We start from the raw sequence: 12,561 nt of genomic DNA, 5'->3' as shown, positions 1-12,561 counted from the left end.
TTACTTGACGGCGATCGGGTTGACGGGGGAGCCGACCGCGCCGGTGATGGGCAGGGGAGCGGCGGTGAGCCAGAAGTCGTACCCGCCGTCCTCGGCGCAGTCCTCGGCGAGCGCCTCCAGGTCCCACATCTCGCCGATCAGCAGGCCGATGTTCGGGATGGCCACCTGGTGCAGCGGCTGGAAGGCGTGCTCGAACTCGTTCGGCCGGACCTCGAAGCCCCAGGTGTCGGTGGCGATCGCGGCGATCTCCGTACGGTGCAGCCAGCCGGCCGTGGTGAACGACAGCCCGGGTGCGGGGCCGCCGGCGTACTCGCCCCATCCGTCGCGGCGGACCCGGGCGAGCTGCCCGGTCCGTACGACGACGATGTCCCCGCGTCCGACGTCCACCCCGTGCGCCTCGGCGGTTGCGGTCAGGTGCTCCTCGGTGATCGCGAACCCGTCGGGCAGCTCACCGTCCTCCCCGACCGCCCGCCCGACGTCGAGCAGCACCCCGCGCCCGGCCACGTGCGGGGCCATGTGCTCGATGCCGGTGACCAGGTCGCCGTCGGAGGTGACGACCTTCTCGGCGGGGCGGCCGTTCCACGCCTTGCCGTGGTCGAAGATGTGGCCGAGCCCGTCCCACTGCGTGGAGCACTGCAGCGGCATCGCGATCACGTCGTCGGCGCCGCCCAGCCCGTGCGGGAACCCCTGGCGGCCGAGGGCCGCGTCGGTGCCGGTGTCCAGCATGGTGTGCACCGGGTTGGTGCGCCGCCGCCAGCCCTTCTGCGGGCCGTTCATGTCGAACCGCTGGGACAGCGAGAAGCTGACGCCCCGCCGCACCAGCGTCGCGCCCTCACGGCGCTTGCCCTCGTCCAGGAAGTTGAGGGTGCCGAGCCGGTCGTCCTCGCCCCAACGCCCCCAGTTGGAAAACGACTTGGCGGCCTCGGCGATCGCGCCCTCGGGATCGTGGCGGTTCACGCGGCGTCCTCCGCGACACAACGGGTGCGCTGGACCCCGAGACCGGTGACCGTACCCTCCATGACATCGCCGTCGCGCAGCAGCCGTCCCCAGTGCATGCCGTTGCCGGCCGGGCTCCCGGTCAGCACCAGATCCCCGGGGAGCAGCCGCGCCGTCTGTGAGGCGTACGCCACCATGCGCGCCACGCCGAAGATCATGTCCCTGGTGGACTCGTCCTGCATGGTCTCGCCGTTCAGCTTCAGCGTGACCCGCAGGTCGTCGGGGTCCGCGATCGACTCGGCGAGCACGATCCACGGGCCGAGCGGGGTGAAGCCGGGCGCGTTCTTGCTGCGCAGCCAGTCGGTGCCGATCTGCGGCATGTCCCGGCGGAAGACGGTGGCGCGGTCGGTGAGGTCGTTGGCGATCGTGTATCCCGCCACGCAGTCCAGCGCCTCCTCCACGGAGACCCGGTGGGCGGGCCGGCCGATCACGACCGCCAGCTCCAGCTCCCAGTCCGGCTGCTCGGCCCACGCGGGAAGGACGACGTCGTCGTACGGGCCGGTGATCGCACTGGGCAGACCGATGAAGACGTACGGCAGGTCCTCGGCCGCCCGGCGGTCCATGATCTGCGCCGCCTCGGCCCGCCGCTCCTCCTCCGGGCGGTCGTCACCCGGAGCCCGGTGCGCGACATGGAGGTCGATGACGTGCTGCCGGTAGTTCGCCCCCGACTGCAGCACCTGACGCGGCTCGACCGGCGCGTGGACGCGGAGGTCCGAGACGGGGACGCGGCCGGGGCCGGTGTCGGCCGCCAGCGCGCGCAGCCGGGGCAGTGCCGTCTCCCAGCGGCCGAGCAGTCCCAGGACGGTCAGCCGCTCGTCGCCGAAGGCGGCCCGGAGATCGAGGGCCCGGGCGTCGGGGGTCACGAGGGCGGGGAAGGCCGGCCCGTCCGGGGCCGAGAGAGTGGCGAGGGCGAACGGTCCCGCGAAGAGCGCGGGCGCGGCTTCAGGTTTCACGAACATGTCCTCCTGATTGCGGTGCCACTAATCTGGACCCGCCACCCGCGATCAAGGAAATCGATTCTGTGGATAGCCAGCATCCATGGCGTTTATTGCTCCTGATGTCGCCGCCGCACCGCAAGGGGAAGACCGTGAACCTGGCCCGCCTCGACCTCAACCTCGTCGTCGCCCTGCGCGCCCTCCTGGAGGAGCGCAACGTCACCCGGGCCGGACAGCGCGTCGGCCTCAGCCAGCCCGCCATGAGCGCCGCCCTGGCCCGCCTGCGCCGCCACTTCGACGACGCCCTCCTCGACCGCGTCGGCGGCCACTACGAGCTCACCGCCCTCGGCCAGGTCCTCCTCGACCGCACCTCCACCGCCTACGACGTGCTGGAACGCCTCTTCTCCAGCCAGGCCGACTTCGACCCCGCGCAGGAGAACCGTGAGTTCAAGCTCGTGGCCTCCGACTACGCGGTGGCCGTCTTCGGCGCCGAACTCGCCCGCGTCGTCCACGAGGAGGCCCCCGGCATCCGGCTGCGCTTCACCCAGACGCCCCCGACCGTGGTCGACGACACCGCCACCCTGCTCAGCGCCACCGACGGCCTCCTGATGCCGCACGGCATCATCAGCGGCTTCCCCGCCACCCACCTCTACGACGACCACTGGGTCCTCCTCGTCGCCGCCGACCACCCGGACGTCGACGACCGGCTCACCCGGCGGGACCTGGCCCGGCTGCCGTGGGTGACGTACCAGCGCACGTACGACGCTCCCGCGGTGCGCCAGCTCGGCATGCTCGGCATCGAGCCGCGCGTGGAGGTCTCCGTCGACAGCTTCCAGCTGCTGCCCCTGATGATCGCCGGCACCCGGCGCATCGCCCTCATCCAGGCACGCCTGGCCAGGCTGCTGACACCGGTCGCCGCGGTGCGGCTGATGGAACCGCCGTACGAGGCCGTGCCCCTGCGGGAAGCCCTCTGGTGGCACCCGGTGCACACCCACGACGCCGCCCACATCTGGCTGCGTGACATGGCCGCGCGGGTCGGGGCGCGCATGCCCCCGGTCCCCGGCGAGTGACCGGCGGACGTGCCCCGGGGCGCACACGGCCATGGAGTCCCGGCTCGCGGGGAGCCGCCGGTGATGCCGTTCATGGGGAGGGCCTGCACGCGTCCTCCGGCGGCCCGGTGCTCATGGCCCGCAGGCACGTCCCTGCCCTGACGCAGCCGGGCGGGACCGTCCGTCAGTCCTTGCCGATGACGACCACCTCGTCCGTGGCCGTCCACCGGCGCCGCTCGGCTTTGGGCGGGTTGACCCGCACGCCGTGACCGGGACCCGTCGACGAGCCGTCGTGGCTCCGGTAACCGATGGCGCACTCGCCGCGATGACGTGCCGCGGCCACGACCGTGGCGAAGGACGTCTCACACCCGGGCAGTACGTAGTCGGCGGCCGGCCGCAGGCGGACCCCGGTGCCGTCGGCGGAGAACAGTTCCTCGAACACCGCCGCCAGGTGACGGTTCTGGGAGATCTGCGCCATGAGCAGGCCGATGAGCTTGCCACTGATGATCACGTCGGCTCCGGGACTGATGGGGGCCAGCGCCCGGTTGCGGTCGTCGATCAGTTCGGTGACCACCGGCAGTTCGCGCCCGGTGGCCTCCTCCAGTCGGCGCAGCAGCAGGAGGGTGACGAGCGTGCGGTTGTCCGGGTCGCCCGGCGGCTGTCCGGGAGCGGGGTCCCGGCCGAGCACGATCACGCTGTCGTAGGAGTGGACGTCCAGACGCCGCAGGGTCTCGGGGCGAGTGACGTCCCCGTGGTGCAGCGTCAGGGCCAGGCCGGTGCCGCCGTGCGCGTCGGCCTCGTCCACCTGCCGGACCGTCGCCTCGTCATCGTCCGCCACCACGTCGACGGCGGATCCGGGCCGGGCGCGGCGGCGCAACTGGTCGATCATGAGCGGCGCCCGGCGGTTCCAGCCCAGCAGGAGAACCCGCTCCGCTCGCGCGGGTGCCGGCGGCCCGGACGCCATCGCCCCCTTCTCGACCAGCTCCGCGCAATCGCCGAGCCAGGCCGTGTCGTCGTCACGGGAGATGACGACGAGCAGGTCGTCCGGGGCCAGGGGCGTCTGCTCCGGCGGGTTGAGCAGGGGAGTGCCCGAGCGCACCATCCCGACGACGCTCGACGTCGGGTAGGACAGCAGCGCGTCGCCGAACGGCCGCCCGGCCAGGGCCGGTTCGGCGATCAGGTAGAACTCGTCGCCGGCGAAGTCGAGGAGTTCCTGGTGGACGAGGGAGAGCCCGGGGCGGCGCGCGGCCTGGACGATCAGCCGGGCGGTGACGGTGTCACTCTCCAGGATGACGCCGCCCGGCCCGGCGGCGAGACGGGCGGCCAGGCGGTAGCGGTCGTCCCGGACGGCGGCGACGACGGGCGGAAGGACGGCATCCCCGGGCAGGGCCGCCCTGAGCGCCAACAGTGTCTTGACCACCTCGGCGTCGGCGTCCGGCTCGTCGTGAGGCATCACCAGCACGACACCGGCCGTCTCCGGGCTGGTCAGGCCGATCACGGCCGGGTCGGTGGTGGGACCGCTGCGGCAGATCAGCCGCGTGCGGCCGCCGGGACCCACCTTCGTGCTCAGGGCCTCCTCCATGGCGGTCTTGTCCCGGTCGGCCAGCACGGCCACCGCCGCCCGCCGCTGGTTGGCGTTGGCGGCCACCAGCTCGCCCACCACCGTGAAGACCTGCTCCGACCACCCCAGAACCACGGCGTGCCCCTGTTCGAGCACCGTGGAACGGCCCCGGCGCAACGCGGTGAGCCGCTCCGTCAGCGCCGTCGTGATCAGACCGACGAGGGTCGAGACGTACAGCAGGGCGACCAGTGCGAGCAGCAGCGACAACGTCACTCGCAGCGGCGTACCCGTCGAACCGCCCAGCCGCAGCGTCTCCCCGGTCAGGCGCCACACCTGCGCGAACCGGTCCGTCAGGGACGCCGGCGCGTCGGGGTCGGTCCACACGAGCACCGCACTGGCCGGGACGACGACGGCCAGACACAACAGCGCCATCCAGCCGACGAGGGCGGAAGCACCGCGGGTCAGCGTGCTGTCGAACCAGTAACGGGCCCTGTCGCCGAACCGAGCGCGCGGCTGCGCCACCCTTCCCCCCTCGGTCGCCCCGCACTCCTGTGGGCCCGGGACGGCGCCGCGTACGCGCGCGCCGCGCGAGCCCACAGGAGAGCACGGATGTGGATACGCACCTGGCAGTGTGCGGGAAAGATCGCGACGGCATCGCGGGGTCGCCCGGCATTCATTCCTTCGGGTTCCCCGAGCCGTCCGCACCGGCCGGCCAGCCGTGACGTCAGGGTTCGTCGCCGTTTCGCTCCTTCGGGTCAACTCCGGGAGGAAAGGGGAACGTTCGGTCGCAGCCGCCAGTACAAAGACCGCCATGACTGAAGATCACACAGTGGTGCGCTGGGACGGCGGCCTCTCCCGGAGGAGCTTCACGGCGGCGGCCGGTACGGCCACGGCGGCGACGGCCCTGACCGGCGGTGCCGCCGCGGCCCTGCCCGCACCGGCCGCCCCGGACGGGAGCCGTGGCCCCGACTTCGACCGGTGCCTCGCCGTCGCCCGCGCCCTGCTCGTCCTGGACTCCGACGACCACCCCCTCGTCCCGCGTTACCGGCGTGTCCTCCAGGAGGGACTGCCGGCACGCCGGCGGACACGCCCCAGGGACGTCCTGATCATCGGCGCCGGTCCGGCCGGACTGGTGGCCGCCTGGCTGCTGAAGAAGGCCGGCCACCGGGTGACGGTGCTGGAGGCCAACGGCAACCGCGCGGGCGGACGCATCAAGACCTTCCGCAACGGCGGCCACGAACACGCCGGACAGCCCTTCGCCGATCCCCGCCAGTACGCCGAGGCGGGCGCGATGCGCATTCCCGGCAGCCATCCCCTGGTGATGGAGCTGATCGACCGGTTCGACCTGAAGAAGCGGCGTTTCCACTACGTCGACGTCGACACCGAGGGACGCCCCGCCCACCGCACCTGGATCCACGTCAACGGCATCCGCGTACGGCGCGCCGACTACGCCCGCGCGCCCCGGCGCGTGAACCGGTCCTTCGGCGTTCCCCGGGCCCACTGGGACACCCCCGCCGCCACCATCCTGCGCTCCGTACTGGACCCGGTGCGCGACGAGTTCAGCCGCCTCGACCGCGACGGCAAGCGGGTCGGCAAGCCGCTCCCCGAGCAGTTGAAGGGCTGGGCCCGCGTGGTGCAGCGGTTCGGCGACTGGTCGATGTTCCGCTTCCTGACCGAGCACGCCGGCCTCGACGAGCGGACCATCGACCTGATCGGCACCCTGGAGAACCTCACCTCCCGCCTCCCGCTGTCCTTCATCCACAGCTTCATCGGCTCCTCCCTCATCAGCCCCGACACGCCCTTCTTCGAGTTGGAGGGCGGCACGGCCGTACTGCCGGACGCCCTGCTGGAACGCGTGCGCAAGGAGGTGCGGTTCGACCGCCGTGTCACGCGCATCGAGTACCACCACCCCGACCGCGCTTCGCCGGACGCCGAGCACGTCCGGAGCAAGGGACCGCACGTGTGGGTGGACACCGTGTCCGAGGGCCGTGACGGGCCCGTCGTACGCGAGCAGTTCACCGCGGACGTCGCCGTGGTGACGGTGCCGTTCTCCGGACTGCGCCACGTACAGATCGAGCCGCCCATGTCGTACGGAAAGCGCCGCGCCGTCTGCGAGCTGCACTACGACAGCGCGACCAAGGTGCTCCTGGAGTTCAGCCGCCGCTGGTGGGAGTTCGGCGAGGCCGACTGGAAGCGTGAACTGAACGCCATCGAGCCGGGCCTGTACGACGCATACCGCACCGGCCGCGCCACCGCGGACGGCAGCCTGCTCGGCGCCCATCCCTCGGTGCCCGACGGGCACATCTCAGCGGGCCAGCGCACCCACTACGCCGCCAACCGCGCGCTGATGCGCGACCAGCCGGAGGCGGTCGACGTCGTGGGGGGCGGGTCGGTGTCGGACAACGCCAACCGGTTCATGTTCCACCCCTCCCACCCGGTTCCGGGCAGCGCGGGGGGCGTGGTCCTGGCGTCCTACAGCTGGGCGGACGACGCGCTGCGCTGGGACTCCCTGGACGACGAGGCACGGTACCCGCACGCCCTGTGCGGCCTCCAGCAGGTCTACGGCCGGCGCATCGAGGTCTTCTACACCGGCGCGGGCCGCACACAGAGCTGGCTGCGCGACCCCTACGCCTACGGGGAGGCGTCCGTGCTCCTGCCCGGGCAGCACACGGAGCTGCTGCCCGCCATCCCCGTACACGAAGGGCCGTTGCACTTCGCCGGGGACCACACGTCCGTCAAGCCGGCGTGGATCGAGGGAGCCGTGGAGTCCGCCGTGCGTGCCGCCCTGGAGATCCACACGGCATGAGCCGAGCGGCCCCCTGAGCCACGACGCGGGCACAGGCCGCGGCGCACCGGCGCCGCGGCCTGCGGTGGTGGCGCCCGCCGTCAGGATGCCGTGTCCGGGGTGGCCCCACGGCGCAGCGCACGGGCGCACCAGCCGATGACCATGGCGTTGATCAGTGCTCCGAGGACGATGGAGAGCAGGAACATCATGCTGCCTTCGGGAAGGACGAGCAGCAGGACGAGACTGGCCGGGACGGTGGCGAACAGCGGGATGACAGCCGCCATGGACCCGTCGGAGGCGACCACGAGCGCCCATCCGAGCAGCAGTGCACAGCCCGCCAGGTAGATACGGGCGGCGGCCGTGCCGAGGGCACGGCGCACACCGCGCAGGACGGACGGACCTGGACCGGTCATGGTGGTGGACTCCTGGATCGTGGTGGCCGGTGGGGTGTCAGACGGGGGAGTGGGGCGGGTTGGGGTGGACGAGGCCGAGGTCGTAGGCGAGGATCGTCGCCTGGACCCGGTCGCGTAGTCCGAGTTTGCGGAGCAGCGCGTTCACATGGGACTTCACTGTGCCGACGGTGATGCCGAGGTGTTCGGCGATCTCCGTGTTGGTGAGTCCCGCGGCGATCAGGCCGAGGACGTCGCGCTCGCGGCCGGTCAGGCTGTTCAGCTCGCGGGGCGTGCTGCCGCCCGGAATCGCGGTGCTCGGTCCGGAGGCGTAGTGGCCGATGAGCCGGCGGGTGGCGGACGGGGCGAGGACACTCTCACCGGAGGCCACCACCCGGATGCCGTTCAGCAGTTCGTCGGGGTGCACGTCCTTGAGGAGGAAACCGGAGGCGCCGGCGCGCAGCGCGTCGAACACGTACGCGTCGAGGTCGAAGGTGGTCAGCACCAGGACACGGGGCGCGTCGGGACGCCCGGTGACGATCCGGGTGGCGGCGATGCCGTCCAGTTCGGGCATGCGGACGTCCATGAGGACCACATCGGGTGCCAGTTCCCCGGCGAGCCGTACCGCCTCGGCGCCGTCGGCGGCCTCGCCGACGACCGTCATGTCCTCCTCGGCGTCGATCACGGCGGCGAACCCCGCCCGTACGATGCCCTGGTCGTCGACGACCAGCACCCTGAGGCTCATCGTTGTCTCTCCTCGTCGTCCCGCGGTGCAGCCGGTGCCGCGGTCAGCGGCAGCAGGACGCGCACCGGACCCGACGGGCCGGCGGTGACCGTCCCGCCGGCCATCGCCGCCCGCGCCGACAACTGCCGGCACAGGGCGGAACGGACGGCGTCCGGAACGCCGATCGCCGTGATCGTCAACACGGCGTCGTCCGCGTCGAGTTCCACCGCCATCGGCTCCTCGCCGCCGGCCGCGAGCACCGTTTCGCAGGCATGGTAGGCAGCCAGGTCCACGGTGGTGGGCAGCCGTCTCGGTATCCGGTCGGTCAGCCGTATCCCGACGTCGCGGCCGGTGGCCCGGATCTGATGGCCGAGGAGGTCGAGAGCCTGCAGGGTGGGCTGCGGCCGCAGCGCGGGCACGGCCTCGGCGTCCCGGACCGTGTCGAGCAGGGCGCGCATCGCGGCGAGGGCCTCGCGGGCGCGTTCGGCGACCTCGTCGAGCCGGCCCGCCTCGGCCTGCGCGACCATGTCGGCGGTCCGCGCCAGCACGGTGGTCTCCAGCCCGGTGGCGATCCGGCGGCGCTCGGCCCAGGCGTCCCGTACCGCCTCCTCGGTCCAGGCCGCGAGATGTTCCGCCTGCGCGCTGCGGGCGGCCCGGCGGTGACGCCCGCTCAGGGTCCCGCCCCACCAGGCCGCGCCGACCACCAGGGCCGCCAGGGCCGTTGACCCCGGGGCGAGCACCCAGCCGGGGAAGGACGCGCCCCGGTGCAGAAGGGCGGCGGTGGTGGCCGCCGCGTGCACCGTCGTGGCCACCACCGGGCCGGTCCACGCAGGCAGGCGCGGGCGGCCGTCGGCGACGGACGGGCCGGTGGTCGTGCGGGCCGCGACGGAGGCGATCACCGCGCAGGTGGCGGCCATGCTCAGCAGGGGCGGCAGGAGCACCCAGCCGGTGTACTCGCCCACGGCCGTCGCCACCGGCCAGAGCAGGGCCAGACCGCACACGACACCCTGGACGGTGCGGGGTGCCCGGTGTCGCCACAGCAGTGCGAGCGCCTGCCCCGCGGCCAGCAACGCGAAGAGCACGCCTGCCGACACCCCCGGACCGCTCGACGCGGATTCCGTCCGGACGACCAGCAGGGGCAGCAGCGGTTGCACGGCGAGACCGACGGCGGCCGTCACCTGTGCCAGGCGGTACCGCCACGGGACCGGAGGTTTCACCGAGGCGGCGGCGAGCCGGCCGGGCAGGACCGCGCTCACCTCCCAGCCGCCCTCCGCCGTCGGGCCGCTGGTCAGGGTGCCGCCCGCTTCCCGGGCCCGCGAGCGCAGAAAGCCCTGGCCGCGTCTCGAGCCGAGGCCGGCGCCGTGCGCCGGTGAACCGGCCGGCGGTGCGGCGCTCGTGACGACGACCTCCGTGCGGGCGTCGTCGTACCGGCATGTCACGGTGGTGTGCGCACCGGGCGCGTGCCGCGCCACGTTGGTCAGCGCCTCGCGCACGATGCCGTACGCCGCGTCCCCGACGGCCCCGTCCGGCAGCGCGTCGATCTCGCACTCCACGTGCTGACCGAGCCGGGAGAAACCGGCTACCAGCCCCAGCATCCGCTCCCTCGGCGACGGTTGCTGTTCCCGTGAGGGCGCCGGAGCCCTCACCGCGCCGAGCGCCCGGGTGACCTCACGGCCCGTCTCGGCAGCGAACCGAAGGGCCTCCTCGGCCAGTTCGGGCCGGCGGTCGCGCAGCCCGAGCGCCGCGCCCGCCGTGACGACCACGGCCGTCAGATGGTGGGCACTGACGTCGTGCAACTCCCTCTCCATCCGCCGCCGTTCGACCGCCGGGAGCCGGTGACGCTCGATCTCGGCCCGCTTCAACCGCTGTTCGGCGGCCAGCCGGGTGCGCCGGCTCCGCCGTGCCAGCACGCCGGCGGCGGACGCGGCGGCGTACAGCACGGCCGTCAGGACGAGGTCGAGTCCGTCGCGGTCACTGAGTCCGTGCAGGGTGATGCCGTACAGGGACTGCCAGAGGGCGAGCGCCGTCACGCACAACAGGGCGGTGAAGGCGTCGCGTTCACCGGCCACGGTGAACAGGGCCAGGGCCACACCCGCTGTTCCCAGCACCGCCATGGCGCCGGCGGGCAGGGGACCGGCTCCCAGCGCACAGACGGCGGCGACCAGGACGAGGGTGATCACCGGCTTCGAACGGCGCAGCGAAAGCGCGGCCGTCACCAGCCCGGCGACGAGGGCCGCCACGAAGAGGTCGGCCCCCGCCGGAACGCTCCCGCGGATCACATCCGCCCCCGGCCACACCGTGGCCTGGGCGCCGAGCAGCACGAGGGGCAGGAACCGGTCGTCGGTGTTCTTCATAAGAGATCAAGGTTAAGACCGCAGGTGAGCGGCTGCCCTCGGGCTCGAGGCGGACCTCGTTCTCTTACCTGGGGTGGAGATGCTGCACCCGCGGTTCGACACGGCAATCGTCCCGCGGCGGGAGGATCGGGCGGTGCTCCCGGCCATAGTCTCGATCACATCGGGAAAGCGGCCGACCGACCAGCGGTTCCTGAGCTTTCCCGCCCATCGAAACTCCACTCGCAAGCAGGGGGATCCCTCATGTCCAAGCGCGTTCTCGTCCCGTCCGTCATCGGCCTCGTCACCCTCGGTGCCCTCGGCGCCGGCGGCTACGCCATGGCCTCCACCGTCACGGAGCCGACCGTGGAGAACGGCTCCGCCGGTTACGTCGCCCCGTCCCAGAAGAGCGAGGGGAAGCTCTCGTTCGCCGCGGACGTCAGCGACGACTCCGGTGTCCGCGAGGTCAGGGTCGTCGCGTGGCCGGCGAGCTCCGAGCTCGACCCGACCGAGGCGGAGCTGCGGTACGTCGACAAGGCCGAGTGCCGCGGCACCTCGGACGGGACGTCCCGCTGCACCTACACGCTGAAGGTGACGCAGCGGGACGCGGCCGACCTGGCGGAAGGCACCTGGTACGTGTCGGTGCTGGCGACGGCGAAGGACGGCGGCACGACGTTCGTGCCCCGCGCGGCCACGTTCGACGTCACCCGCTGACCCGTCACCGGGGCCGGACGGCACCCGGGCGTCCGGCCCCGGCGATATCGGAATGCCCTCGCTCCGGACCATTCCGTTCAGGCAATTAAGTTGTGGTCAATTTAATTTAGCGCTATGTTTCTTGCGGGGGCGGGACCGTCTCGCCGGCCCGACCCGATCCGGGCAACAGCCCGTACATAGAAGGACGTTGAAGATGCGCATCATCCGACCGACCCCGTCCGCCCGGCTGCTCACGCTGCTCGGCGTCACGGCCGTCGGCCTGTCCGTCACGGCCGTGACCCTGCCCGGCGAGGCCGACGCGGCGCCCCGTCACCACCAGACCCGGCCGACGATCGTGCTGGAGCACGGCGCGTTCGCCGACGCCTCCAGCTGGGACGGCGTCGTCCGGCGCCTGGAACGGGCCGGCTACCCGGTCGTGGCCGCCGCCAACCCGTTGCGCGGTCCGGCGAGCGACGCCGCCCACCTGCGCGGCGTCGTCCAGCACATCGACGGGCCCGTGGTCCTGGTCGGCCACTCCTACGGTGGCACCGTCGTCAGCCAGGCCGCCGTCGGCCTGGAGGACAAGGTCAAGGCCCTCGTCTACGTCGCCGCCTTCCTGCCCGACACCGGCGAGAGCTCCCTCGGACTGACGAACAAGTTCCCCGGCAGCACCCTCGGCAATGTGATCGACTCGGTGAACTACACGCTGCCGGACGGCAGTCGGGGCGCCGACGTCTACATCGAGCAGGACAAGTTCCACAAGCAGTTCGCCGCGGACGTACCGGCAGGCCAGGCCCGGCTCATGGCCGCAGGCCAGCGCCCGATCGCCGCCGCCGCGCTCGAGGAGAAGTCCACCGGGGCCGCCTGGAAGACCATCCCCTCCTGGTCCCTGGTCACCACCGAGGACCTCAACATCCCCGTGGCCGCCCAGCGCTTCATGTCGCACCGGGCCCACGCCCGCACCACCGAGATCGACGCCTCCCACGCGGTGTCCGTCTCCCACCCCGGCGCCGTGACCCGCATCGTCGAGAAGGCCGCCCGCACGGTCCGCTGACACCACCCGGCCCCGCCCCCGCCACATCTCGCAACAGGAAGGCAG

Annotated in this window: 10 protein-coding genes; 4 read left to right on the top strand and 6 right to left on the bottom strand. The window is 72.7% G+C overall.

The window, feature by feature from the left end:
• Positions 1–957: a cyclase family protein gene (locus AMK33_RS18375; protein ID WP_073933924.1), complete on the bottom strand. Its 957-nt coding sequence runs from the start codon at positions 955–957 to the stop codon at positions 1–3.
• Positions 954–1,955 carry a fumarylacetoacetate hydrolase family protein gene (locus AMK33_RS18370; protein ID WP_073933923.1) on the bottom strand — a complete coding sequence of 334 codons (1,002 nt, stop codon included), beginning with the start codon at positions 1,953–1,955 and terminating at the stop codon, positions 954–956. Before AMK33_RS18370 ends, AMK33_RS18375 begins: the two co-directional genes overlap by 4 nt.
• A 128-nt stretch (positions 1,956–2,083) precedes the next feature.
• Here AMK33_RS18370 and AMK33_RS18365 point away from each other — a divergent pair, with 128 nt between their 5' ends.
• Complete coding sequence (locus AMK33_RS18365) at positions 2,084–3,001, top strand: LysR family transcriptional regulator (protein ID WP_073934180.1); 918 nt, start codon at positions 2,084–2,086, stop codon at positions 2,999–3,001.
• 163 nt (positions 3,002–3,164) lie between these two features.
• Here the strand turns inward: AMK33_RS18365 and AMK33_RS18360 are convergent, their stop codons facing one another.
• Positions 3,165–5,063, bottom strand: coding sequence for a CASTOR/POLLUX-related putative ion channel (locus tag AMK33_RS18360; protein ID WP_073933922.1), 1,899 nt, complete (start codon positions 5,061–5,063; stop codon positions 3,165–3,167).
• A gap of 289 nt (positions 5,064–5,352) precedes the next feature.
• On the opposite strand from AMK33_RS18360, the gene AMK33_RS18355 reads away from it, so the two are divergent.
• Positions 5,353–7,347: a flavin monoamine oxidase family protein gene (locus AMK33_RS18355; RefSeq protein ID WP_073933921.1), complete on the top strand. Its 1,995-nt coding sequence runs from the start codon at positions 5,353–5,355 to the stop codon at positions 7,345–7,347.
• Between the two features lie 80 nt (positions 7,348–7,427).
• Here AMK33_RS18355 and AMK33_RS18350 read toward each other — a convergent pair whose 3' ends face one another.
• Genes AMK33_RS18350 through AMK33_RS18340 form a run of 3 tightly spaced genes read right to left on the bottom strand, consistent with a single transcriptional unit; the run spans position 7,428 to position 10,793 of the window.
• Positions 7,428–7,739 carry an SCO4225 family membrane protein gene (locus AMK33_RS18350; RefSeq protein WP_073933920.1) on the bottom strand — a complete coding sequence of 104 codons (312 nt, stop codon included), beginning with the start codon at positions 7,737–7,739 and terminating at the stop codon, positions 7,428–7,430.
• Positions 7,740–7,776: 37 nt separating this feature from the next.
• A complete protein-coding gene (locus tag AMK33_RS18345; RefSeq protein WP_073933919.1) occupies positions 7,777–8,460 on the bottom strand; it encodes a response regulator in 684 nt (227 codons plus the stop codon).
• Positions 8,457–10,793 carry a sensor histidine kinase gene (locus tag AMK33_RS18340; RefSeq protein ID WP_073933918.1) on the bottom strand — a complete coding sequence of 779 codons (2,337 nt, stop codon included), beginning with the start codon at positions 10,791–10,793 and terminating at the stop codon, positions 8,457–8,459. Before AMK33_RS18340 ends, AMK33_RS18345 begins: the two co-directional genes overlap by 4 nt.
• Positions 10,794–11,033: 240 nt before the next feature.
• Here AMK33_RS18340 and AMK33_RS18335 point away from each other — a divergent pair, with 240 nt between their 5' ends.
• The gene (locus tag AMK33_RS18335) at positions 11,034–11,483 is read left to right on the top strand and encodes a DUF5707 domain-containing protein (RefSeq protein ID WP_073933917.1); all 450 of its coding nucleotides are present in this window, start codon (positions 11,034–11,036) and stop codon (positions 11,481–11,483) included.
• Between the two features lie 193 nt (positions 11,484–11,676).
• A complete protein-coding gene (locus AMK33_RS18330) occupies positions 11,677–12,516 on the top strand; it encodes an alpha/beta fold hydrolase (protein ID WP_073933916.1) in 840 nt (279 codons plus the stop codon).
• Positions 12,517–12,561: the final 45 nt, after the last annotated feature.

Source organism: Streptomyces sp. CB02400 (assembly GCF_001905725.1).
Lineage (GTDB): Bacteria > Actinomycetota > Actinomycetes > Streptomycetales > Streptomycetaceae > Streptomyces > Streptomyces atrovirens.
The sequence above is the reverse complement of the archived record's forward strand: the minus strand, read 5'-3'. Positions and strand labels throughout refer to the sequence as shown.